This window comes from Streptomyces yongxingensis, from assembly GCF_055597465.1.
In genome coordinates this window covers 21,414-42,303 of the sequence record NZ_CM145717.1, presented here as the reverse complement: position 1 = coordinate 42,303, position 20,890 = coordinate 21,414, and the positions used below count along the sequence as shown (strand labels likewise).

The window sequence follows — 20,890 nt, the reverse complement described above, 5'->3', positions numbered from 1 at the left end:
CGGTGAGGGGTGTGCCGGCCGTGAGCGCGGCCTCGACGGGGTCCCGGCGATCAGCCGGGCGTACCGGCCGAGCTGACGGCGGGGATGTCGACGTCGGTCTGGTTGACGTTGTTGATGAAGTTGGTCAGCAGGACCTGCACCGCCACCGTGACGATCGCCAGGATCTGCGGGTCGCTGTACCCGGCGCCTCGCACAGCCGCGAGGTCGGCGTCGCTCACCTGACCGCGGCTCTCCACCACCTGCTGAGCGAAACGAGCGACCGCGGCGCGCTTGGGATCGACCGAGTTCCCGGCCCGGGCCAGGTCGATGTCGTCGCTCGACATGCCGCCGAGCTTGGATGGTGTGCATTGCCAGGCAGTAGTCGCAGCCGTTGGCCTGCGAGACGGCGAGCGCGGTGGTGCGCCGCGTCTTCGCGTCCAGAACCTGGCTCAAGCTGCCCTGCAGCGTCATGACGATGTCGAGGACGGCCGGGTTCGACGCCAGAGTGCCGAACATGTTCGGAACGAAGCCGAACTGCGCGCCGATGGTGTCGAGGACGCCCTTCGCACCGTCGGTGACGTCGTCGGGCGAGGGAACACTCAGGCGTGACATTGCGAATCAACCTCCGGGTGAATGTGTGAACAGTCAGCGTCGAGCCCAGGCCGGTTCTTACTGCTTCAGAAGTCCAGGCCCTGTTCGGACTGCGAACCTTGGCATTTCTGGGCTGTCCGGCCCACTTCTCAGAGTCAATACGCCCGGTTCTGGGCCGCCAAGCCCAATCCGGGCTACTATTTCGACATGACCACCACTACGGCAGCTCCGGCGCCTCACAAGCTCACGTCAAAGGGGCAGGCCACGCGGGCCCGCATCCTGGAGCACGCCGCGGAACTGATCTACACAAACGGAGTCCACGCGACGAACAACGAGCAGCTCCGTCGTGCCGCCGACGTCAGCGGATCGCAGCTCAACCACTACTTCCCGAGCAAGGAGAGTCTCGTCCTAGCCGTGATCGCCTGGCAGGCCGAACGCGTCCTCACCTTCCACCGCGACGAGCGATTCGCCGGCTTCGAAACTCTCGACGCGCTCCGGGCGTGGGCGGATTTCTACATCGGCTACGAGCGCGCCTACCAGGAAGGCTGCACCCTCGGCTCCCTGGCGAGCGAGATCATCAAGACGGACCTCGACGTGCACGACGAGCTCGCCAGAGCGTTCGATCAGTGGAGAGGGATCTTCCGCGAGGGAATCGAGCGCATGCAGCAACTCGGCCGCATCAGCGCTGAGGCAGATCCCACGCAACTGGCCAATCTGCTCCTTGCCGCCTTCCAGGGCGGCATGCTCCTCGCCCAGGTCGCGCGGGACATCACTCCGCTGAAAGACGCGTTGCAGGCAGCCATCGACCACCTGCAGACCTTCGCCACGTCTCCCGACGCCGACGTACTCAAAGCTCGGGGAGCGTGACGCACGGCGCATGCGGGGCCGTATGCTCCAGCGCCTGGACCCAGCCGACGAGGCCCCCGTGAACCTGCTGCCGCTGGTGGACCAGGAGCCATGGCGGCAGGCTCGTCGCCACGAGAACCTGCAGGCTGGGGCATCGACACGGCAGCAGGAGAGCGGCTGATCGAGACCTTCGCGGCCCTGGCGGCCCATGCTGTCGCGATCGACACTTCATTATCCGCCACAGAGCTGGATGATCTGTCTCTCAAGGCTGTGGCCGAGGCGGCGACGGGCAAGCACGATTACGAACTGCTCGCCGGGCTCCCGAACACCTTCGCCGACGACCGTGATGGACATGCCGTCAATGTCTTCCGCCTGCACATCTACAAGGGCGGGCAGTACAGCCGCCGACTTACCCAGCTGAGCACGGAACTGCGCCATGCGCTGCTCGTCCTCGCCGAACGTGCGCCAATATTGTCACCCACGTGCGGGGACGTCTTCCGCCGGGCGGCTGAGGCTGGTCTGCGGCAGTGATCATGGAGATCAGCCGCGGGAGGTGGTGGTCCGGGCGGACCTGGTGGGCCCGAACCAGCGGTTCCCGTCACGGCTGGCTTCGCGCGACGGCTCCGCCTGCGGGTGAGCCGTCGGGTCATCACAGTGATCGCCGCCCACGTGATCAGAGCCTCGCTTTCTCTGAACTAGGAGCTGTCCGGCGGATCAGGTGACTACTTGTCAGGTTGTTCGTTGATGCGGACATGGAGCGGGGAGGCCTGACGGATGCCGAGTGGGAACGGCTGCGGCCGTTCCTGCCGGTCAGCAACGGGCGTTGTGGCAGGTGGCGGGACCATCGGCAGGTGATCGACGGGATTCTGTACCGGGTGCGGACCGGCGTGCAGTGGCGTGACCTGCCCGAACGGTTCGGGCCCTGGAAGACCGTCTACGAACGCCACAGGCTGTGGTCGGCCAATGGAACGTGGGAGCGGCTGCTCCAGCAGGTCCAGGCTGCAGCGGATGCCTCGGGCGAGATCGACTGGGACGTCGCGGTCGATTCCACCATCGTTCGCGCGCACCAGCACGCAGCCGGCGCTCGCATGGATCCGCCACCAGCCCCCGCCTCCAAAGGGGCCGAACCGAACGAACACCAGGGCGAAACACCGTGGCAGAGCCTCGTCGCCCGCCTGGTGGAGGTGGTGCTGGAGGTGAGGGCCTGGGCCGCTCGCGCGGCGGGTTCACCACCAAGCTCCATCTGAGTGCAGACGGGCACTGCCGCCCCCTGTCCCTGATCGTCACACCAGGTCAGCGGGCGGACTGCACCCAGTTCCAACCGGTTCTGGAGAAGATCCGAGTCCCGAAACCCGGGCCGGGCAGGCCCCGCAAAACTCCCGACAGCCTCGCCGCCGACAAGGCCTACAGCAACCGACCCTGCCGTGAATACCTGCGGCAACGGGGAATCCGGCACACCATCCCGGAGAAGACCGACAGCCAGGCTGCCCGCCTACGCAAAGGCTCACGCGGCGGACGGCCACCGGGCTTCGACGAAGAGCGGTACAAGAAGCGCAACACCGTTGAACGGGCCATCAATCGACTGAAGCAGCACCGGGCCGTGGCCACTCGCTACGACAAGCGACGCTATGTCTACCTCGGCACCGCCACCGCCGCGGCACTGGTGATCTGGCTCCGCTCGTGAGCGTCAGGATCAGTCCTCATTCGTCTTCCGGCAGGTGAAAGTAGACGGTGCCCGACCGCCACGGGCCGTGCTCGGTCGTCTCTGACTCGATCACCACGTGCTGGATCTCCGCCGGGCCCAACGCCTCGATGGCGTCTGCCAGCCGTCGCAAGAGGGCCGGAACGCTGTCGCAGCCAGGGCCAGCCGGGTTGGCCTGCGAGAAATGACGCACGGTCCAATGCGCTGGAGTATCAATCACGGACTGATCGTAAGACCTGCCAGCACCTGGTCAGCAGCCAATTTCTGGACCGGGTAACTCAGGTCCCGGAACAGTCGAGACCGTGATCGACCGGACAAGTCCTAATACTGCAACGGTGTTTGCCGTGACTGCTGACCAGGTCGGTCGTTGCTCTGGTTATGGGTGGGGACCTTGCTGATGTCAGGTTGTGGGCCGGGGAACTAAGTGCGGTGCACGAGCGGTTCGTGCACCGGTTCAACCGGGAGGAGCCGCGTCAGTCGGCGCTGGCCTATATGCGGGGACTCATCGCTCCGCTGGAGCGGAAGAACGGCTGGACACTCGCTGAAGAAGCCGGACACGCGGGGCCCGACCGCATCCACCGTTTGCTGAACCGGATCGAGTGGGATGCCGATGAGGTCCTGGGCGACGTGCGTGACTACGTCGTCGAGCACCTCGGAGACCGGGATGCCGTTCTGATCGTCGATGACACCGGCTTCCTCAAGAAGGGCATCCGCTCGGCCGGCGTGCAAAGGCAGTACTCCGGCACTGCCGGACGCACCGAGAACAGCCAGATCGGTGTGTTCCTCGCCTACGCCACCGACCGCGGACGCACGCTGATCGACCGCCGCTTGTATCTGCCCACGTCATGGACAGACGACCGGGAAAGGTGCCGGCGGGCCGGCATCGACGACAGCGTCGCCTTCGAGACCAAGGTGGCCATGGCCAAGGAGATGATCAGACGAGCGATCAGGGACAAGATCCCGTTCGGATGGGTGACGGCAGATGCCGCCTACGGCTTCAGCAAGGGCTGGCGTTCCGAGCTGGAGCGGGCCGATGTCTTCCATGTCATGGCCACCACCCGGCACGACACCGTCGTCACCCGCTGGGCCATCGACCACCCCGTCCATGACCTGTTCCCCGGCCTCCCACGGCAGAAGTGGAAACGCCGCTCCTGCGGTGAAGGAGCTCACGGCCGGCGGATCTATGACTGGGCCCGGGTCGAGGTCCGGCCCTGGCACCGCGAGGACCGCCGGCACTGGGTCATCGCCCGCCGCAGCGTCAGCAGGCCCGAGGAGATCTCCTACTACATCGCCTACTGCCCGGCCGGGACCACCCTGGATGAGCTGATCCGCATCACGGGCAGCCGATGGGCCGTGGAGGAATGCTTCCAGACCGCCAAGCAGGAATGCGGCCTGGACGACTATCAAGTCCGCCGCTACCCCGGCTGGCACCGCCACATGACCCTGGCCATGGCCGCCCACGCCTGCCTTACCATCCTGCGCGCCCGCGAGCTGGATGCCGGGAAAGCAGAAACGGATCCTCCCAGCTCATCCACCTCAGCCTCGCCGAGATCCGACGCCTGATCACCCGACTCACAAACCGCCGACCCACCCCGGTCGACCACATCCTGCACTGGTCGACATGGCGCCGCCGACGCCAGCACCAGGCCCATGTCAGTCACTACAAACGACGCGGACACAGCCCCTGAGCTGGTCAGCAGTCACCGCAAACACCGTTGCAGTACTAAGCCGGAGGCTCTGGGGCGTCTCTTGTGGCGGCCTTCCGAGGGATGAGCCATGATGCGGCGATGAGCGTGCAGCATCCGCAAGACGTTGGCCAAGGACACGTTGTGGCCCGCTATGTCTCCAATGAGCGGCGATATCTGAAACTTCTGGGCGGTGGTTTTCTCCGCCTTGGAGAAGCGGAGCGGGCTGCGTTCATTGCCGCCTTGCGAGCGGATGCTCTTCACGTGAGTCCAGAGGAGATCGGTGCTCTGCTCGGATACGAATGGCGTTCCCGGCTGACCGCTGCATGGCTCGTTGGGGTGGCTCGACGGCTTGAGTGGCGGGAGCACATCGGAGAACTGCTGCTGGCCAGCGAGCTGACGTATGCAGGTCAGGGCTACTGCTTTGCGCTTGCCCGGTTCGGTGTTCAGGCCGACGCGGAGATCTTGGTGTCTTACTTGGAGCGGTATCTTCCTCGCTTGGAGTGCCGGTATGACCAGGGTCCCGCCCTGGGGGCTCTGCTGCGACTGGACTCCCAGTTGGGCACGGGCCATGCCGAGCGGTTCGTTGTTCGGGGCGGTCTTTGGGAACGGTGGGTCGATGCGCTGCCGCATACCCGTGGAATAGCAGACGCGTGGGCTGATGCGTCCAGAAGAGCGATCGATACTTGGTGTGACCTCTGGGACCCGTGATCGCCTTCGAGTGAGTTCTGACATCACGGATCTGCTCGTCTATTGCTCGTGAGGGTGCGTCCGGTGATGCGGCTGAGGTCGGGCATGCCGAGGGAGACGGTAGTTCGCTGGTCGATCTGGGCGAGTTTGGCTTCCGCGCCGACGAGGCTGACCTGGAGTCCTTCGACTTCGCCGAGCCAGCCCTCGCGTTCGGCTTCCGCGATGCGTGCGTTGAGGTTGTCGATGATCTCGACGAGTCGGGGTCATTGGGTCGGATCGGGCCTCAGCATGGAACAGCGGACGCAGGCGTGTTCGTGGATGCAAGCAGCCGCCACCGCCTTGCTGGAACAGGCGCGAAGATCTCGTTGAACTGGTCGTAAGGGATGCTGCGGGGGATCCGCTCGGCAACCGTGGGCCGGTAGCGGCCGGAGCGTTCGTTGCGGAACGGCTCCATGGGGTTGTGGTGTGCATTGCTGCGGCCCCCGTGCCCACGTGCCAGGGGAAACGGGTTGATCAACGGGCCAGTGAACGACTCCAGGTGGAAGTCGTAGAAGCGGCGTAGCACCGTCTCGCAGTGAGCCCGAGTCGATGCCTCGTACTTCGCCGCGGGCGCCGGTTTCCCGGTGATGGGGTTGCCCGATGTTTTCACTCGGCGCCTTCCGACGCGGCGCGGCTTGGGTACGAGCTGCAGCCAACGGGCGAAGTCCCGGGCCTCGGTCCGCGTGGCGCGGTCCCACGGCACGTCCACCGCGGCCAGGAAACGCCGCCACCGCAACAGATCATGGCCGTACGAACGGATCGTCGCTGTCGACTTCCCGGACGCCAGCAGATCCTTGAAGTACTCGCTCGCCGGCTCCACGACCGAGCCCGAGGCATCCACCAAACGGTATGGATCCCACACGTCGCCCAGCGCGACATCCTTACGGCCGCCCGCCACCCCCACGAACAACACCGCCCGGGGCGCGAAGAGCGCCGCCGCCCGCTCCACCGAGACCCCGGCACCCGGATTCCCCGGCCCCGTCATATGAATGGCGACCGTCCACTCCCCGGACCCCTCACGGAACACCCCCAGCCCGAACAGCGCACCCCGCTCCGCCCGGACCGAACGTGGACCCTCCAGATGGGCCCGCACCGCCCGGTACTCGACCTCCAGCGCAGTCAGGACCACCACATCGGCCCGCACCGCACCCCCATTGCCACCCACGGATCCCCCCTAGGACTGCCCTTGCCCACACCCTATGGACAACGCTGGTCCCTGGTCCGCTCCTCGCAGAAGTGGAGCCCCGTGGAGGTGGCGGCCGGCCAGAGCACCGAGTTCACCCTCAACCTCGCCTTCACCAAGGAGCAAGAGGGCTTCTACCAGCCGGCCTGGGTCGAGATCACCCCGCCCAACGAGACCAAGGCCCTCAAGATCGAGTGGCCCTGGGAGACCGGCACCCTCGTCGACCAGCGCAGCGCCACCCACCCCTGCACCTTCGTCAACCCCATCGGCTGACCAGCTCACAGCCGCGCCACGAAGGCCCACAGCCCCGCTGCCCTGGTGAGTGACGGCACCAGGGCAGCGGACGATCCGCCCCACGGCCCGCGCCCCCTTCTTGATCGCTGCCGACGTTCTTCTCCCGCGCCCCGCCCCAGCTCCACGTGATCGCGACTGCGTTCCCATCACCACCTCCGCCAGCACGGAACCGCCGCTGGTTCCGCGCGAACCCGAACGGCGCGGACGCGGTGGCCGCCGCGACGAAGGCCGCCGACACCGCCCGGCAACGCACAGCCCAGTACCTCCTGGCGACGCGGCTGGAGCAGTTGCGCGAGCAGACCGCAGCCCGAACGGAGACAGCCGCGCCCGCGCCGTGGACGGCCCGGCTGCCCGAGCTCGCCACCCAGGCCCCTCGACGGCGACACAGCCGGGACGATGACCGCATGACCACCGAGGCTTAGCTGGTGCGCCTGATTCCTCCAGACCGCCAGCTCACCTCCGCATGCGCGTAGAGGACTTGCCACCCACTTCGGCGGATGGGCATCGGCCCGGCTCGCCTCCGCTCGAGCGGAGGCGAGCCGCCCCTCTCTGCGAGAGGGGAAGCTCAGCAGCGGTGCTCTCCGCGCGAGCGGAGGTGAGCCGAGATTCACTACGCGGTATTGCATGTTGCCGTTGTGCTCTCCGCGCGAGCGGAGGTGAGCCGCACGCGTGGCACTGCATCACATGCGCGCCGGGACGATGGGCGATGAAGACTGGACCCGTCTTGCCCGGCGCATGCCGGACGTCAGCACCGCCCCCTTCTACATTCAAGACGACGCCTACGCCACCTTCACCGACCTCCGCGCCCAGTGCCGGCGCCTGTGCAGCCAGCGAGACCTCCGGCTCATCGTCGTGGACGCCCTGCACCTGCTCACCTACGGCACCCGGCCTTTCGCCTCCCGCTACGAAGAGATCTCCGAGATCTCCCGATGCCTCAAGCTCCTGGCCATGGAACTCGAGGTCCCCGTCGTCGCCGTCTCCGTGCTCAACCGCGGACCAGAACAGCGCACCGACAAGAAACCCCTGATCAGCGACCTCCGCGACTCAGGAGCGCTCGAGGACAACGCTGACGTCGTGATCCTCATCCACCGCGAGGACGCCTACGAGAAGGACTCGCCCCGCGCCGGCGAGGCGGACCTGATCGTGGCCAAGCACCGCTACGGGCCGACTGCAACGATCACGGTCGCCTTCCAAGCCCATTACGGGCGCTTCGTCGACATGGCGCAGACATGATCCGTAGAACTGTAGGCTCGCATTTCGCGCGTCCCTTTCTCATCGACGGTGGCCTCTGTCCGGCCCAAAGGACAGTGCGGTGAGACAACCTCTGCCTGATCGTTCGCTCGCGTGGCCTCGTGGCAGTGCTGGCTGCGGACGTTGAACCGGGGACAGTGCGGCCTTTGTCTGGTGGGTAGACATGAGGTACCGCGCCGTAGCACTACCTTGAAGGGGGAGCGAGGCTGTGTCGGAGGCGATCTACGGATTACTGGGGGCACTCGGTGGGGCCCTCATCACCGCGGCCGCAGCGTACTGGGGCCCCTGGAGAGTGGCACAAGCCACCCGCAAGGATGTCCACGAAGCCGAAACGCGGGCGCGTAGAGAAGCCGAGATCACACGCATCATCGCCATGCGAACGACTACCCGCCTCTGGCGCAATCACCTGGCGCAGACCATCGCCGCACTCGAACTGGGCCTGCCCGTAGACCGCGCCTCCTTCGACGAAGCAGTGACCACAGCCCGCAACGCCGCACAGTCCGCCCTCGACCACGCCCTGCACGATGGCATCTGGGTCAAGCAGACCAATTACGGGACTCCCTTTCGCGACTCTGACGATGGCGAAATCCGCGTCATGAATTGGCTCAACCGACTGACCGAACTCATGCGCTCTGAACTCGTACACCTGGACGTGATCCGGACTGCTGGGCTCAGAGAGAACGTTCCACCGCTGAGGGCCAGACAGGCCGAAGCCCTCAAACGCGCGCTAGATGACGTCGATACCGCCCGTGGGGAACTCTCGGCCACGCTCCTGAACCGGCTGGAACGGACCATGAATGTCTCGGTTATCGGGGGTGCCGCCCCAGCCCGCAGACGGCCAGGAATATCCGGAACGCAGGCAATCGACGCCTCCGGAAGGACTACCGCCACCGAGGACGGAGCCAATGATCGCAACCATTGATCGGCTGCCGGGACCATAGCAGGTCATCACCTGGCAAGCCGCGCGCCAAGGCCGGGGACAAGGTCATGAGACAGAAGTGCCGTGGCCCCCGAATGAGACGGTCGAACACTCCCAGGCCAGCGCTCCGAAAGAGGCCATTCCGTTTGAGAACCTACAAGAACACTGATCTCACACACCACATGATTCACCGTAATTACTCCCGCACCATGATTTCGCACTCAGGTACGAATTCCTGAATTCGCGGCAGAGTCATTGTCGGTGCTACCTTCTACGCTTTTCTCATGGCGAACGGCGTTTTCCATACCGGGTACCAGATCATCGTCAAGCTGACTGAAGCAGACCTCGGCAATCCCGGCCGCCCTGGCCTCCTGAAAGAGATCACTCAGCCGATCAACAAGCGTGATCGCCACCTTCTGCAATGCCTCGAGCATCACCAACACGGAGTGTGCCAGGCAGAAGAACACGATCGCTCCCCCTGGATGGCAATCCGCCGACGGACGGTGGACGGGCGCACCACTCTGGTAGCCGCTCACCTGCCCGTGCGGCACACCCCCACCAAGGAGGAGAGCGACAAACACAAGGCGATGAAAGAGCGCATCGCCAGAGCCGCCGAGCGGCACGGCCTCTCCGCAGAACTGGAAGCCCGCACCCATCACGGCAAAGTCCGTAGCGACGTGCTGGTCACCGGCCCGGCAGGCCGCATCGGCTGGGAAGCCCAGTACTCACCGATCACCGCAACAACCGTCCGGCGCCGCTCCCAAGCCGCGGCAGACCACGGCATCACCCCCTTATGGGTCACCAACAGCGACAACGCGGCACTGATCGACCGAGCCCCCTGGGCCCTGGTCGACGATGTCTCCTGGCAGCGGATCATCTCGCGCAACGTCGTGCTCGTGCGCGCTGGTGTGCGGCACCTTCAGCGCTGGAAGTGCAGCCGCTACAGCGAACGCCGCTGCCCCGTGACCGACAGCGACTTCAGCTCATGCGGCCGCCTCCACGTCCAGTGGGACCTCCCCGCCCTGTGTATCCCGCAAAAACGCCACACCGAGATCGACGAACTCGTCACGGCCAGCGCTGACGGCGAATACGTGCCGATGCGGATTCCAGGCCAACGTGATCCGCACAGCTACTCCCGCATGTGGGTTCCCGCCGAGGACCGAGGCGAATGGCTCGACATCGTCGGCCCCGAGGACGAAACCACAGCCGCCCCGCCAGCCGACAGTGAACTCACCTTCACCGGAGAACCACTCGACACCACATGCCGGTACGGCGAAGAAACCATGATCTTCAACGACCGACGCCCCCAGCGTGTCAAGGCCGACGCCACCGGTCTCCACACCTTCGACGAAATCCCCCAGAGCCTCTTCAAAGTTCCCCAACAGCGAGAACAGCGCCTCAGCGTCACACCCCAGGAACGCGAGGCAGCGGCTGCACTGTACGGCTGCCCGATATGGCGCATTGGCCCCTGCGCCGGATGCGCCACGCCCATCCACCGGTACGGCCCGGGAGGATCCCATGCCTGCCGGGCCTGCAGGACTCGAGTTGCACAGTGACGGCCACGATCCGGGTGATGCCGAGCGGGCCCGAGAGTGGGGAGGGCCGGGTGCGAGCTCCCGGTCTGAGCGAGAGGGGGTACCAGGGGGAAGCCGGAGGCACTGATCACAGTGGGCTGGCTTGGCTCGGAGGTCGGTCACCCGGACTGTGCCTGTCCCTCAATGGAACTCCGAGGGGCAGGTGGTGTGAGCTGCTTCCGGGAGGGTGCGGGTGATCCGGTCGCGCATCGGTCGTAGCTCCTGACCTTGGAAGGTGTCGGGAATCTGGCCTTTGCGCCGGGGGACGAGCAGTAGGAGGTGGTCCCCGGTGGCGTATGCCTCGGCGGGGTCCGCGACGGCGGGGTCGGCGAGGTCGAATCGTGCAGTGGCAGGGCCTGTGCTGGGCTTGAACCACTGGTCCACGGACATGGTCACCTGTACCCGCCCCTGGCCGGCTGAGCGTACCGCGGTCAGGTCGCCTTCTACTACGGCGTTCGTGCAGGCGAGCGCTTCTGGGAAGGTCTGTCCTCGGCCTGTGGTGTCGGCATCCTTTCCGGAGCCGTCGCCGGCGGTGACCGTCACTGTCACGACGATTGCGGCGACGCAGGCGGCTGCCGCTAGGGCAAGTGCCGCCCGGACACGCCGCTGTCCGCGGAGGCGAGCCGCTGCCGGGACGGTGCGGACCGACGCCGCGGGGTCCGGGCGCCCGGCCTCGTCCCCGATCAGTGCGAATGCCCGTCGCAGCCGGGCCTGGTCAGTCTCGGTCGGTTCGGTCACCGTGGATCACCTCCGTCTCGCGCAGCCGGGCGCGCAGCGCGGCCACGGCCGTGTGCAGGCGGCTTTTGACCGTGCCCTCGGGGATGCCGAGCAGCCGGGCGATGTCACGCACCGGAAGATCGGCGTAGTAGCGCAGCGTCAGTATCTGGCGCTGGTGACGGGGCAGTGAGCCGAGTCCGTCGGCCACCGCGAGGGCCAGTGTGCGGTCCTCTTCGGTGTGTTCCGGAACGGGCCGCTGCGCCCAGCGGGCAGCGAGCCGGGCACGCAGCCCGTCGTCGCGCGCACCGGCCCGATGCCAGTCCGTGGCGACACGGGCGGCGACGACGCTGGTCCACGCGGAGGTGTCGCGGACCGCTGCGCGGTCCGGGTCGGCCTGTTGTTCCAGCAGTTTCAGCCGTACCTCCTGCACCCCGTCGTCGAGGTCTCCCCATGGCACGCCGCCCAGGGCCAGGATCGCGCGCACGCGTGAGACGTCTACTTCGGTCCGGTCGGGTGTACGGGCGTCGGGTGCGTGTCTGTCGGGCCCGCGGGGGGCAGCGGTGTCCGCGCGGCGCCCGGTACGGTGTAGCGTGCGGCGGCGTCCGGTCATAGGTTCCCTCCCTGTCCTTCCTAGGACGGAGGAGCACCGGGAAACGTTCGGCCGTGCGGCGATGAGCGGCTTTCCCAGCGAGCTGGCCTTTACGGGAATGTTCTGCCCCGCGCCTGGGGCGCGGGGCAGAACGGCGGTCGCCTATAAGTCAGGCGCAGTTGTCACGTGGTTGCGCGGCGCCGAACACTTCCGGCTCATGCGGCTGAGCCGCGTTCAGTTCCTGGACCAGCGCGTCCTCTCCGCGGCCGGCCAGCTGGTCCTCCAGCCCGGCATCGGCCCCAGCCTCCAGTTTTGCGCTGCGGGCCTGTGCGGCCGTGCGAGGGCGTCCTTCCAGCTCGCCTTGGCCTATGACCCCTGCGTCGAACGGCACTTCCGAGCCCTCGCCGAGTCCGCGCCACTGGGCGGGTTCCGGGTCGTCCCCGGGAGAACAGGCGGCTGCCTCCCACCTGATCGCCATGACGTACCGGTGCCCCGGCTCGACCCGCGGCTGGTCGATCAGCGCCATCTTGGTGCGCTTACCGGTGTCCCCGCCCTGGAACTGCCAGCCGATGGCGCTGTACTCCCATGTATCCGGCGCCGGGCTGGGCGCGTCGGGCCGGGACCACAGCACCTTGTCGACCGCCAGGGCAACGACACGGCCGACGGTCCCCTCCCCACGCTCCACCTCCTGCTGAGTGGGCACGATCTCCTTCTCGCTGATGGCCGAGACGACCAGGACATGGTCGGCGTAGGTCACCCAGTCCGACGCCGTGCGGTTCGGCAGGTGGTCGGCGCCATGGCCGACAATGACGTCTTCGGCACGCGAAGGCGCCCCGCTGCGGTCGTAGACAGTCAGACCTGTGCCCAGGGCGACGGCCGCAGCCGCGCCGAGGAGAGCGAGGCGGGTCCTGCGCCGCATGAGGCCGCTCCCGGAGGTCTTGTCAGTACGTGGCATTGATGTTCTCCCCGTTGCTGGCGCCAAGGCCGGTGCCGAACGCGGTGGGCGTCTGCATGCAGCCGAGACGGGAATCGGTCTGGGAGAGCATCGGGCTGGCCTGCCGGCCGTGGGTCAGCCCGACCGCGTGGCCGGTCTCGTGGCAAGACAGACCGGGGGTATAACTGCCGTTGCCACGGATACGGATGTACTGCTGATCGCAGCGTTGATTGTCATAGGCGTCGTTGCACCAGGTGACACCATCGGAACTGGAGGGAATGTTTGTGGAACCCTCTTGGTAGATGATGTCGGTCTCGCCGTCCCCGCTGAATACCGGCGACGAATCGTAGTGGCGCGCCAGCGCGGTGGGCGCATACTCGTCCCGGAGCATGTTGCTGACAGTCGTCCGGTCCGGGGATTCCAATTCGTACTTGCCGCTGCTGTCCATGTAGTAGTAGACCTCAGCGTTGTCCGTCTGGCAGGAGATCCGCCCGTCACCGCCGTCGGAATCGTCCCTGCAGATACCGCCCGCGTTGAGCGTCGGCCACATGTTGTCGGTAGCCGCTGCCCACGCCACCCCCGCGACGGTGAGCAGGAACGCCGCTGTCAGCGCGGCCAGTCCTCCTGCACCTCCCCGCACTAACCGTCCTATGGGCACAATCGTCTCCTCCTCAGCCTCTTGGCGTGCGCGGTGACTGTCGCCTCCGGGCTGGTCGTGGAGTCGCCATATCCTGTACGCCTTTCGCTCAGGACCACGGATACATTCATGCCCTCGCCTCCCACGTCCCGCGCCGACCCCTGTGGGCCGTGCCGGGGTGCAGAATACGGAAGACACGCCCTGTCATCGAACTGTCTTTCGGTTCAAGTGGCTTATTAAGTGTTGTCCCGCAATCGGGGCAGCGGGCCTGGCGCGTATTACTCGCCTGTTGCCCCATCGATGAGCTCTCGGGCGACGTCGAGCTGGCCGACGTGGCGGGCGTACTCCTGGAGCAGGTGGAAGAGGATCCGTCCGAGGGAGGGAGCCTGGTCGGGTGTTCGGAAGCGACCGCCGAGGCTCGCCTTGTCGGGCAGGTCGGCAGCCGCGGCCAGCGAGGTCGACGTGGTCACTTCGCTGCGATAGGTGGCCATGATCTCAGCGGTAGGTGTCCCGACAGGGATTATCCATTCGGCCTCATCGCCCCCAGGCGGGTATGCGAGGACGTCTTCGGCTGCGAATCCCCAGCGCATCCAACGGCGTTCGACCCAGCTCAGGTGCTGGACCAGGCCGAGCGGTGACCAGCCCAGCGGCTGCACGGGCGTCCGGAGCTGGGCGTCGGACAGCCCGGAGAGCTTCCGCATCAAGGCTTCGCGATACCACGCAAGGTAACCGATGAGGAGGTCACGGGCATCGGAGACGTTGACGCCGGGCCCGTCAAGGAGCGCGGGGACCTGCCGCGGAGACTGCTGCATCCTTCGAAGGTAGCGTGGCACCCCCCGATCCAACGTGCTGCGTTGAACCCAACGATCAAGACTCCGGGCCGCTGGCATGATCTTGGAATGGCAGCAGTGATCACCGCTTCGGAGCCGTCGTGGATAGCCCCGTTCACCGGGCTGAGCCCGCGCCAGTTCGGCAAGCTGATCACCGCGCTCCGGCGTGAGGGAGCGGACCCGGTGCGCAAGGGCCGACCGTGGAGCCTGCCGCTGGAAGACCGCGTACTCCTGGTCGCCGCCTATTGGCGGACGAACCTCACGCTGCGACAGTTGGCCCCGCTCTTCGGCGTCTCGAAGTCGGCCGCGGACCGCATCATCGACCACCTCGGGCCGCAACTCGCGCTCCAGCAGCGCAAGCGGTTCCGCAGGGACACGGTGCTGTTCGCGGACGGCACCCTGGTCCCCACCCGCGACCACGCCATCGCCGAGCAGTCGAAGAACTATCGGTACTCCACCAACCACCAGGTCGTCATCGACGCCGACACCCGGCTCGTCGTCGCAGTCGGCCGGCCGGTCACAGGCAACCGCAACGACTGCAAGGCGTGGGAACTGTCCGGCGCCAAGGACGCCGTCGGCAACACCACGGTGATCGCAGACGGCGGCTACCGGGGCACCGGCCTGGTCATCCCACACCGCCGCGAGCGCGGACAGGTGGAGCTCCCGGCTTGGAAAGAGGAGCACAACGCCTCACACCGTAAGGTCCGCGCCCGCGTCGAGCACGTCTTCGCCCGGATGAAGACATGGAAGATCCTCCGCGACTGCCGTCTGAAAGGAGACGGCGTGCACCACGCCATGCTCGGCATCGCTCGCCTGCACAACCTCACCCTGGCCGAGTGAGGGAGAAACGACCAGGTCACCCAGCACGCCGCAGATCATTTACGGGACATCCCTTAGGGAGGCGAAATGGCTAATTCACCCCAGGTGAGTACTTATCGGCCCTGAGTGCCACTACGGCACTCTGCTGTGAACCCGAATCACTGAACGACCACAGTCAACGAGGCCACCGCAACATGGATGCAGCGGCCAGCATGTTCGGACTCGCGATGTGACGACCGGATCCGGCTGGACACCGGCGGCGACTGCGGAACCCGCAACGTGATCCACCTCCGCCGTGCCCGCCGCGCCCGGATCGCGGCGCAGATCGACCGGGAGCTGCCCGGCCTCGAGGTCGACCAGCGCCGCCAGGTCCTCGAGGACCGGCTGCGCCAGCGCATGCGGTTACCGGCGCCGGACCGAAGATTTGATCGTGGAGGCCGGCCTGGTCGCGGCCGCCTGGTCCGCCGAACTGGACGACCCGGACGACATCCGGAACGCCGAGGGCATCGCGGCCGCGCTCGAGGGCGAGCGACGGATGGAGTTCTACCGCGAGCTCCTGGCGGCCGCGCCGGAGGACGCCGAGGGGGGCCTGCGCCGCTGGTGGTGCGAGGCGATGCTCGACACCGACCCGTCCGGTGGCCGGTTCACCGAGGCCGCGCTGAACGGCACCCTGCCCACGAAGAGCGTCGCGGCGGCCATCGCGCGCCGTCAGGCGGCCGGGCTGTCCGTTGAGTGAGTCGCACGGCCAGGAGCCGGAAGGCTGGCCGTGTGAACTGTCCGAAGAGGTCGACGCGCTGCTGACCGACTTATCCCTGCCGGGTGAGGTTTTCGGGGCGATCATCGCGGCGACCGTTCAGATCAACCAGACGCGGGGCTTGGTGTCGGGGCAGCACCGCCTCGGAGAAGTGGCCCCAGCAAAGACGCATGCCGCTCGGCCGGGACGGGGTACTGGGCGTCGCCGAGTACGTCATCGTTGCTGACGCCGACCCGCCGTACATCGTCCTCACCCGCGTCCAGCTGTACTGACCGCCCCCGACAACCGAGCGGCGTGGCGCGGCCGCGTCAGGTGACGCGTGGCGTGGGTTCAGCGCGCAGCAGGTCGGGGCGGGCATCGGCGATCGCGAAGGCCCGCCGGAGTCCTTCCACCAATGCCGGGTCGATGTGGTAGAGCCGGGCCCGCTCGTCCCGCTGGAGCAGCCGGGCCGAGCCGGCCGGGCCGACGCGGCGCTGTACCGCAGGGATGCTGGTGAGGGATCCGCCGATCTTCGTCTTCGTGATCGGGGTGGTCGGATGGTTGGCGAAGTACTGCTGCACTTCGTCGAACGAGGCGGTGCCGCCCAGGTCGGTGATCCGTCGCAGCACCGCGCGGGCCCCGGGTATCAGGGAGGCGATCACCTGGAAGAGTGCCTGCTCGCTCCAGCCGTTCCCGATGTCATCGTCGTCCAGGTCCTGCGGGCCGGGGCGTGGGTCGAGGGCTGGGGGTTCCGGCCAGTCGTCAGGGGTGACGGGGCGCAGTCCGTAGGCGGCCTGCACGGCGGCTATCGCCTGCTCGTAGGTGTCCGTCTCGGTGTTGATCGTCAGCCGCACGACGCCCCCTTCGTGATCGCTGCCGACGTTCTTCTTCATCTCGGTGGCGTGCCTGCTCTGCACACCGGGCTTGAGGAGTTCTGGAGGCAGCCACCCGCAGGGGTGAATCCCCTCAGGTGAGGCCCCGCGGTAGCCGGGCCAGGCCACGTTGGTGGGCATGACGATGATGGTGACCCAGCGGAACGCTCGGCCCTGGACGGCATGCTCGCCACCTGCGCCTGAGGCAAATCCCCGATGAGCAAGAGGCAGTGTCCACACTGTTCTCCGGCGCTCGACGATTACAGGGCCTTGCGTAATGCCCGGTTGATCCGGGGGTCTCGTCCTGGGCGGTACGGGGTGATGAGGAGGTAGCCGCTTTGTCGGTAGAGCGCGAGGGCTGCCACGTTGGCCGCGCCGGTCTCCAGTTACATGTGCGTGTATCCGCGGAGACGGGCGTCGGCCTCGAGGCGAAGCAGGAGTTCCCAGCCGAGTGACTGGCCGCGGGTATCGGGCTGCACGTAATGCGCTTGACTTCGGCGGTGCTCGCGTCCGGGGTGCGCCATCCGCCGCAGCCGGTCGGGCGGGCGGTGACCTCCCGGGCGAGGGCGTGCTTGGTGGGAGCTTGGTGAGGACGGCCGCGGGTCTGCGACGCCTTCACCGCGGACCACCGCCTGACGGAGTAGCCCCGAGGGATGCCGGTTCACCTCCGGGGCTTGCCCCGCGCAGTGGGTCCTCCCACTCATCGCCCGAATCCGCGCTGGCGGTCTGTCCATGGCGCAGGAACTCCCACAACTCGTGGCAGAGTTCTCCGGGAGGAGGCATCAGGTCTGTCTGGGCGGTGCTTCCCGTGGACGCCTCGAAGTGCTCCCTGGGCTCGCGGGAACATACGACCGTATGGCCGTCATCGCGGAGCCTTCGCACATTCCGCTGGACGCTTCGCTTCTCCCACATCGCGCAGTTCATTCCGGGCACGATGACGAGTGGCCATTTCGCGGCTAGCAGCGTCGTGGAGAGCAGGTCGTCCGCCATTCCGTATGCAACTTTGGCCATCATGTCGGCGGTCGCCGGGAGTACCAGAGTGATGTCCGCCCAAGCGGCGAGGTTGACGTGCGGGACTGGCAGGCCGTTCGTGACGCCGTCGCTGAAAACGCTTCTTCCGGTGACCGCCTCCAACGAACTTGGAACGACCATCGAACTGGCCGCCCTGGTCAGCACCACACTGATCGACGTCGTGATGGACCGCAGAACAATCAGATACTGGTGGAGGTTCAGAACACTGATCGAACCACAGGCGCCCACAAGTAGGTTCGGCGCTTTGCAGTGGCCGCCCGTTGTGGCTGCCAAGCCGTCTGGTTCCGTCGGGGTCGTGAGCACGCCTACCCTCGCTGAGCAGCGGGCCGGACCGGGGCGGGCGTCATTTCTTTTGCCAGGATCTTCAACGCGCGAGGAAAATCCTGCTTGAGCGGCGGGCAGGGCCGTTTCTCAGTTTGCATCCGGTAGAGCGGACAGGCCATGCCCTGGCATGAGGGATTGAAGAAGCACGACTGACAACCTCCGTCGGTCACGCCCTCGTTCACTGTCCATAGACCGAACTTGTCCAGGTCGATGGACATGCTCCCGTCCTCCCTCAGGAAACCCACCTTGTTCCTGGGATCCTCGAACGCCACGGTGCACTTGTAGATCGCACCGTCCGAGCCGATGACGAAGGAGTTCGGATCTGCGGCGTAACAGCTCGACCCCATAGGTTTCATTTCCTCGCGGATCAGTGAGGAGAACCCGAGATCCGCAGCCTTGTCCAGGTATCCGTATTTCAGGTTCCTGGCCGCGTTGACATTGCACAGTGGGAGGGCTCCCACGGTGTCTCCTCCCCAGTTCGAGATCGGGAAGAAGTGGGCTACGAATCTTCCATCGTTGCCAAAGTCCGCTGCCAGTTGGTCGATGAACGGCTCCATGGCGGAGGCGTTGCCGTCGTCGTAATTGACCCGGAGCACCACGCGGAAATTCCCGTCGATCTCTCTGAGCCCCAGCAGGTTCCGATAGATCCGGTCGTACGTCCCGCCTCCGTTGACCAAGCGCCGACGCTTGTTGTGCTCATCGCAGGGGCCATCCACCGTGATCTGGAAGTCTTTCACTCCGCACTCCAAGAGCAGTGTGCGGGCACGTTCCACATCGAGCAGGTAGGCATTGGTGGTCATCTGCGATGCAAAGGACGCTCCATGCTGGGCGCAGACGTCAGTAAAGCATGCGGAGAGTTCGCGGATCACGTCGTAAGCAAGGAGCGGCTCGCCACCAAACCACGACACGGCTAGGCTCTGAAAATCTCCCGCCTGCTGGATGACGAACTTCTTCACCGCCTCTCTTACCCATGGCTCCATCTTGTTGCGTACGAAAGATTCGTAACAGTACGTGCATCTGAAGTTGCAGTTCTCGTGCGGAAGCAGGATGAGTTCGAGCCTCCGGCGGCTCCCGTAGTGCGAGTCGTACAGCATGCGGGAGCGGCGCGACTCTTTCGCGTCCGACGGTACGAGGTACCCCTCCTCGAACAGAAATCTCTGCATCGGCGAGAGGGAATCGGCCTCGGCCTGCCATTCAGGAGCCAGCAGGAAGGCGGCGGCGGACGAGGGGAGTTTCAGGAACCGCCCGCTCAGGGTGTTGTAGAGCAGGTGGTCGCCGTCGCCGTTGTCAACGGCGACGGTGTACTTGGATCGCTTCACTCCGACCGGCGATGTGCTCACCTTGATTTCGCCGAACGGCAGGGCGGGATCGAGCATGGCTTTATTCCTCATGTTCAAGGTCGGCAACAGCTCTGGAGGCCCCGACTGGGTGTCGGGGCCTCGACTCAGCAGAGAATGCAGTTATGGCAGTTCCCGTTCGGCGGCGCCCCGTCCGGCTTGGGCTTGGCCCCGGCTTTGATCATCTCGAGCTCATGGCGATTGTTCGATTCGAGCATGGTCTGCGCACTGTTCATGATGGCATCGACCTTTTCCGGAGCCATGACGAGCAGCGTGATCCCGCTGCCACCACCCGACGAAGCAACCACGTCGCGCGACACCGTCTCATCGGACATTGGGAACAACCCCTTTCATGCACGGATGTATGCCAAGTATTAGCTCATCCGAGAACGATGCGCATCTGCCTGCGATGACGCCTCCGGGTGTTTTGCAATCAGCCTGATGCGTAGATCCCATCGCGTACCGGTGCGCGACGACGCGGCGCACCACTGGATTTCACCCGTTTACCAGAGGCTGGTTGCCCCGAACGCAGCAGTGCGCAGCTCATGCCGCTGCGAGAGGGCCTCGGCCGCTGCCGACGCGGTTCGGCTGCCGTGCGAGGACTGTGGGCAGGAGCGGGCGGTCGGGCTGTGTGAGGCGTGCGGCTACCGGCGCCGGACCGAGGCCCTGACGATGGAGGTCGGCCTGGTCGCGGCCGCCTGGTCCGCTGATCTAGACGATGCGGAGGCCGTCGCCGCGATCGCCGCCCGCGTGAGGGAGGCCCTGGAGACGCTGGCCTGCGCGGCCCCGGGCTGGCTGGCCGAGGGCGCCGGCGAGTAGACGCACCGCCAATAACTTGTGGACGCTGCGCTAACGACTCCCCGGCATTGATTAGCCAGCCTGAATACCAGTTCCCGCATGGGGATTTGTGGCGAGCCTTGAGCCCGCGCAGCGGCTGCCGAGGCCGTGGCGGAGCAACCAATGTCCTTAGGCGACGGGGATCACCATCGGCACCGTCAGCTTGTAGCCATCTCAGAACTCAAGGAGGAGATCTGATTGCAGCTAAAGAAGTTACTGATCTCTGTGACAGCAACCATAGGAATGTTCGCTACGCTCGCCTCGGTCCCGGCTTCTGCCACCGACGCGGAAGCACCCTCACCTCGCCCGTCTCCCCTCATCTCATCCGGGCCGACGGCTGAACCTGCCGCGAAGCCCGGGCAGATGTCTGCCCGGACCGCAGCCGAGATGTGCACGACCCCGGTCGAGAGCCGGCAGACGTGCGTCAAGACCATCCCCGCCACCCACTCTCACACCCGGTCCGGGAGCCGGAGGCT

At 66.2% G+C, this 20,890-nt stretch carries 23 protein-coding genes and 3 pseudogenes; 13 read left to right on the top strand and 13 right to left on the bottom strand.

Going from position 1 to position 20,890, the window contains the following annotated elements; genetic code table 11:
- Positions 1 to 50 precede the first annotated feature (50 nt).
- Positions 51 to 323, bottom strand: a complete 273-nt coding sequence (locus tag ACZ6TD_RS00220) for a carboxymuconolactone decarboxylase family protein (protein WP_471358887.1) — start codon at positions 321 to 323, stop codon at positions 51 to 53.
- Between the two features lie 37 nt (positions 324 to 360).
- Positions 361 to 450, bottom strand: a pseudogene (locus tag ACZ6TD_RS00215) (carboxymuconolactone decarboxylase family protein); the annotation flags it as partial.
- Between the two features lie 327 nt (positions 451 to 777).
- Between ACZ6TD_RS00215 and ACZ6TD_RS00210 the strand changes: the two are divergent.
- From ACZ6TD_RS00210 to ACZ6TD_RS00200, 3 genes and pseudogenes are all read left to right on the top strand, one after another.
- The gene (locus ACZ6TD_RS00210; RefSeq protein ID WP_471348754.1) at positions 778 to 1,437 is read left to right on the top strand and encodes a TetR/AcrR family transcriptional regulator; all 660 of its coding nucleotides are present in this window, start codon (positions 778 to 780) and stop codon (positions 1,435 to 1,437) included.
- Positions 1,438 to 1,527: 90 nt separating this feature from the next.
- Positions 1,528 to 1,947 (top strand): hypothetical protein, encoded by a 420-nt coding sequence (locus ACZ6TD_RS00205; RefSeq protein WP_471348750.1) that lies wholly within the window; start codon positions 1,528 to 1,530, stop codon positions 1,945 to 1,947.
- Positions 1,948 to 2,168: 221 nt separating this feature from the next.
- Positions 2,169 to 3,100 (top strand): annotated as a pseudogene (locus ACZ6TD_RS00200) (IS5 family transposase).
- 16 nt (positions 3,101 to 3,116) lie between these two features.
- Here ACZ6TD_RS00200 and ACZ6TD_RS00195 read toward each other — a convergent pair.
- Positions 3,117 to 3,338: a hypothetical protein gene (locus ACZ6TD_RS00195; RefSeq protein ID WP_471348747.1), complete on the bottom strand. Its 222-nt coding sequence runs from the start codon at positions 3,336 to 3,338 to the stop codon at positions 3,117 to 3,119.
- A gap of 158 nt (positions 3,339 to 3,496) precedes the next feature.
- Here ACZ6TD_RS00195 and ACZ6TD_RS00190 point away from each other — a divergent pair, with 158 nt between their 5' ends.
- Positions 3,497 to 4,681 (top strand): IS701 family transposase, encoded by a 1,185-nt coding sequence (locus tag ACZ6TD_RS00190; RefSeq protein WP_471348744.1) that lies wholly within the window; start codon positions 3,497 to 3,499, stop codon positions 4,679 to 4,681.
- Positions 4,682 to 4,905: 224 nt separating this feature from the next.
- Positions 4,906 to 5,514, top strand: a complete 609-nt coding sequence (locus tag ACZ6TD_RS00185) for a DUF6000 family protein (protein WP_471348742.1) — start codon at positions 4,906 to 4,908, stop codon at positions 5,512 to 5,514.
- Between the two features lie 262 nt (positions 5,515 to 5,776).
- Here ACZ6TD_RS00185 and ACZ6TD_RS00180 read toward each other — a convergent pair whose 3' ends face one another.
- Entirely contained in the window at positions 5,777 to 6,676 is a 900-nt protein-coding gene (locus ACZ6TD_RS00180; RefSeq protein WP_471348737.1) for a phosphorylase family protein, read from the bottom strand.
- Between the two features lie 42 nt (positions 6,677 to 6,718).
- On the opposite strand from ACZ6TD_RS00180, the gene ACZ6TD_RS00175 reads away from it, so the two are divergent.
- From ACZ6TD_RS00175 to ACZ6TD_RS00155, 5 genes and pseudogenes are all read left to right on the top strand, one after another.
- Positions 6,719 to 6,988: a hypothetical protein gene (locus ACZ6TD_RS00175; protein ID WP_471348736.1), complete on the top strand. Its 270-nt coding sequence runs from the start codon at positions 6,719 to 6,721 to the stop codon at positions 6,986 to 6,988.
- A gap of 146 nt (positions 6,989 to 7,134) precedes the next feature.
- Positions 7,135 to 7,431: a hypothetical protein gene (locus ACZ6TD_RS00170; protein WP_471348732.1), complete on the top strand. Its 297-nt coding sequence runs from the start codon at positions 7,135 to 7,137 to the stop codon at positions 7,429 to 7,431.
- 241 nt (positions 7,432 to 7,672) lie between these two features.
- Positions 7,673 to 8,242 (top strand): annotated as a pseudogene (locus tag ACZ6TD_RS00165) (DnaB-like helicase C-terminal domain-containing protein); the annotation flags it as partial.
- Positions 8,243 to 8,468: 226 nt separating this feature from the next.
- Positions 8,469 to 9,182: a hypothetical protein gene (locus ACZ6TD_RS00160; protein ID WP_471348730.1), complete on the top strand. Its 714-nt coding sequence runs from the start codon at positions 8,469 to 8,471 to the stop codon at positions 9,180 to 9,182.
- Between the two features lie 281 nt (positions 9,183 to 9,463).
- Complete coding sequence (locus tag ACZ6TD_RS00155; protein WP_471348727.1) at positions 9,464 to 10,735, top strand: competence protein CoiA family protein; 1,272 nt, start codon at positions 9,464 to 9,466, stop codon at positions 10,733 to 10,735.
- A gap of 159 nt (positions 10,736 to 10,894) precedes the next feature.
- On the opposite strand, the gene ACZ6TD_RS00150 is transcribed toward ACZ6TD_RS00155, so the two are convergent.
- The 5 genes from ACZ6TD_RS00150 to ACZ6TD_RS00130 form a co-directional block, all read right to left on the bottom strand.
- Entirely contained in the window at positions 10,895 to 11,491 is a 597-nt protein-coding gene (locus tag ACZ6TD_RS00150) for a hypothetical protein (protein WP_471348724.1), read from the bottom strand.
- Positions 11,469 to 12,080 carry an RNA polymerase sigma factor gene (locus tag ACZ6TD_RS00145; protein ID WP_471348721.1) on the bottom strand — a complete coding sequence of 204 codons (612 nt, stop codon included), beginning with the start codon at positions 12,078 to 12,080 and terminating at the stop codon, positions 11,469 to 11,471. The genes ACZ6TD_RS00150 and ACZ6TD_RS00145 overlap by 23 nt, the downstream gene beginning before the upstream one ends.
- Positions 12,081 to 12,228: 148 nt before the next feature.
- Positions 12,229 to 13,014 (bottom strand): hypothetical protein, encoded by a 786-nt coding sequence (locus ACZ6TD_RS00140; RefSeq protein ID WP_471348720.1) that lies wholly within the window; start codon positions 13,012 to 13,014, stop codon positions 12,229 to 12,231.
- Entirely contained in the window at positions 13,001 to 13,651 is a 651-nt protein-coding gene (locus ACZ6TD_RS00135; RefSeq protein WP_471348716.1) for a hypothetical protein, read from the bottom strand. Before ACZ6TD_RS00135 ends, ACZ6TD_RS00140 begins: the two co-directional genes overlap by 14 nt.
- Before the next feature lie 257 nt (positions 13,652 to 13,908).
- Positions 13,909 to 14,442 carry a DinB family protein gene (locus ACZ6TD_RS00130; protein ID WP_471348520.1) on the bottom strand — a complete coding sequence of 178 codons (534 nt, stop codon included), beginning with the start codon at positions 14,440 to 14,442 and terminating at the stop codon, positions 13,909 to 13,911.
- 87 nt (positions 14,443 to 14,529) lie between these two features.
- Between ACZ6TD_RS00130 and ACZ6TD_RS00125 the strand changes: the two genes are divergently transcribed.
- Both ACZ6TD_RS00125 and ACZ6TD_RS00120 read left to right on the top strand, forming a co-directional pair.
- Positions 14,530 to 15,300: a transposase gene (locus ACZ6TD_RS00125; RefSeq protein ID WP_471348713.1), complete on the top strand. Its 771-nt coding sequence runs from the start codon at positions 14,530 to 14,532 to the stop codon at positions 15,298 to 15,300.
- 409 nt (positions 15,301 to 15,709) lie between these two features.
- Complete coding sequence (locus ACZ6TD_RS00120) at positions 15,710 to 16,015, top strand: hypothetical protein (RefSeq protein ID WP_471348710.1); 306 nt, start codon at positions 15,710 to 15,712, stop codon at positions 16,013 to 16,015.
- Positions 16,016 to 16,341: 326 nt separating this feature from the next.
- On the opposite strand, the gene ACZ6TD_RS00115 is transcribed toward ACZ6TD_RS00120, so the two are convergent.
- The 4 genes from ACZ6TD_RS00115 to ACZ6TD_RS00100 form a co-directional block, all read right to left on the bottom strand.
- The gene (locus ACZ6TD_RS00115; RefSeq protein WP_471348707.1) at positions 16,342 to 17,025 is read right to left on the bottom strand and encodes a hypothetical protein; all 684 of its coding nucleotides are present in this window, start codon (positions 17,023 to 17,025) and stop codon (positions 16,342 to 16,344) included.
- Between the two features lie 474 nt (positions 17,026 to 17,499).
- Positions 17,500 to 18,189, bottom strand: coding sequence for a flavoprotein (locus ACZ6TD_RS00110; protein ID WP_471348704.1), 690 nt, complete (start codon positions 18,187 to 18,189; stop codon positions 17,500 to 17,502).
- 32 nt (positions 18,190 to 18,221) lie between these two features.
- Positions 18,222 to 19,616, bottom strand: coding sequence for a radical SAM protein (locus ACZ6TD_RS00105; RefSeq protein WP_471348701.1), 1,395 nt, complete (start codon positions 19,614 to 19,616; stop codon positions 18,222 to 18,224).
- A gap of 68 nt (positions 19,617 to 19,684) precedes the next feature.
- Complete coding sequence (locus ACZ6TD_RS00100; RefSeq protein WP_471348699.1) at positions 19,685 to 19,912, bottom strand: hypothetical protein; 228 nt, start codon at positions 19,910 to 19,912, stop codon at positions 19,685 to 19,687.
- Positions 19,913 to 20,111: 199 nt separating this feature from the next.
- Between ACZ6TD_RS00100 and ACZ6TD_RS00095 the strand changes: the two genes are divergently transcribed.
- Positions 20,112 to 20,396, top strand: a complete 285-nt coding sequence (locus ACZ6TD_RS00095) for a hypothetical protein (RefSeq protein ID WP_471348697.1) — start codon at positions 20,112 to 20,114, stop codon at positions 20,394 to 20,396.
- Positions 20,397 to 20,890: the final 494 nt, after the last annotated feature.

Bases quoted from the DNA above. Each gene is read 5' to 3' on its own strand.
- ACZ6TD_RS00220 (WP_471358887.1), bottom strand. From the start codon at position 323: ATGTCGAGCGACGACATCGACCTGGCCCGGGCCGGGAACTCGGTCGAT.
- ACZ6TD_RS00210 (WP_471348754.1), top strand. From the start codon at position 778: ATGACCACCACTACGGCAGCTCCGGCGCCTCACAAGCTCACGTCAAAG.
- ACZ6TD_RS00205 (WP_471348750.1), top strand. From the start codon at position 1,528: ATGGCGGCAGGCTCGTCGCCACGAGAACCTGCAGGCTGGGGCATCGAC.
- ACZ6TD_RS00190 (WP_471348744.1), top strand. From the start codon at position 3,497: ATGGGTGGGGACCTTGCTGATGTCAGGTTGTGGGCCGGGGAACTAAGT.
- ACZ6TD_RS00185 (WP_471348742.1), top strand. From the start codon at position 4,906: ATGAGCGTGCAGCATCCGCAAGACGTTGGCCAAGGACACGTTGTGGCC.
- ACZ6TD_RS00155 (WP_471348727.1), top strand. From the start codon at position 9,464: ATGGCGAACGGCGTTTTCCATACCGGGTACCAGATCATCGTCAAGCTG.
- ACZ6TD_RS00145 (WP_471348721.1), bottom strand. From the start codon at position 12,080: ATGACCGGACGCCGCCGCACGCTACACCGTACCGGGCGCCGCGCGGAC.
- ACZ6TD_RS00140 (WP_471348720.1), bottom strand. From the start codon at position 13,014: ATGCCACGTACTGACAAGACCTCCGGGAGCGGCCTCATGCGGCGCAGG.
- ACZ6TD_RS00130 (WP_471348520.1), bottom strand. From the start codon at position 14,442: ATGCAGCAGTCTCCGCGGCAGGTCCCCGCGCTCCTTGACGGGCCCGGC.
- ACZ6TD_RS00125 (WP_471348713.1), top strand. From the start codon at position 14,530: ATGGCAGCAGTGATCACCGCTTCGGAGCCGTCGTGGATAGCCCCGTTC.
- ACZ6TD_RS00115 (WP_471348707.1), bottom strand. From the start codon at position 17,025: ATGCCCACCAACGTGGCCTGGCCCGGCTACCGCGGGGCCTCACCTGAG.
- ACZ6TD_RS00105 (WP_471348701.1), bottom strand. From the start codon at position 19,616: ATGCTCGATCCCGCCCTGCCGTTCGGCGAAATCAAGGTGAGCACATCG.
- ACZ6TD_RS00100 (WP_471348699.1), bottom strand. From the start codon at position 19,912: ATGTCCGATGAGACGGTGTCGCGCGACGTGGTTGCTTCGTCGGGTGGT.